This is a genomic window from Halorubrum sp. SP9, assembly GCF_005435015.1.
GTDB lineage: Archaea > Halobacteriota > Halobacteria > Halobacteriales > Haloferacaceae > Halorubrum > Halorubrum sodomense.
The window spans coordinates 1-379 of the sequence record NZ_SGXU01000463.1 but is presented as its reverse complement, the minus strand read 5'-3'; the positions used below and the strand labels follow the sequence as shown (position 1 = coordinate 379).

General features: G+C 57.0%; 1 protein-coding gene. It reads right to left on the bottom strand.

The window, feature by feature from the left end:
* The coding region (locus tag EXE45_RS21590) for a helix-turn-helix domain-containing protein (protein WP_137695152.1) at positions 1–274 on the bottom strand (274 nt) is incomplete at its 3' end.
* Positions 275–379 lie beyond the last annotated feature (105 nt).

Sequence of the window (379 nt, the reverse complement as noted above, 5' to 3'; positions counted from 1 at the left end):
GCGCGTACTCGACGCGGGGCGGGATCTCGTCGTACTGCGTTCGGGTGATCAGATCCGCCTCCTCGAACTCGTCGAGCCGCTTCGAGATGGTCGAAGTGCTGGCGCCGGGGAAGTGATCCTCGATCTCGGCGAACCGGAGCGACTCGTGCGCTCCGACGATGCTTATCAGTTGTATCGCGTACTTCCGACTCAACACGGTAATGACGCCGGTCAGCGGACAGTAGCACGTTCCGTCGACGTCGCACGCGGGCGGTGATGGTGTCGTATCTGCCATAGCTTTGGAGCCTCGGAGTTACTCTATAGCTTCGGACTTCACAGTTTAAACACTTCGTATTCTAAACCAAGATCAAATGGACGACGCAAACTCCTATGATCTGGT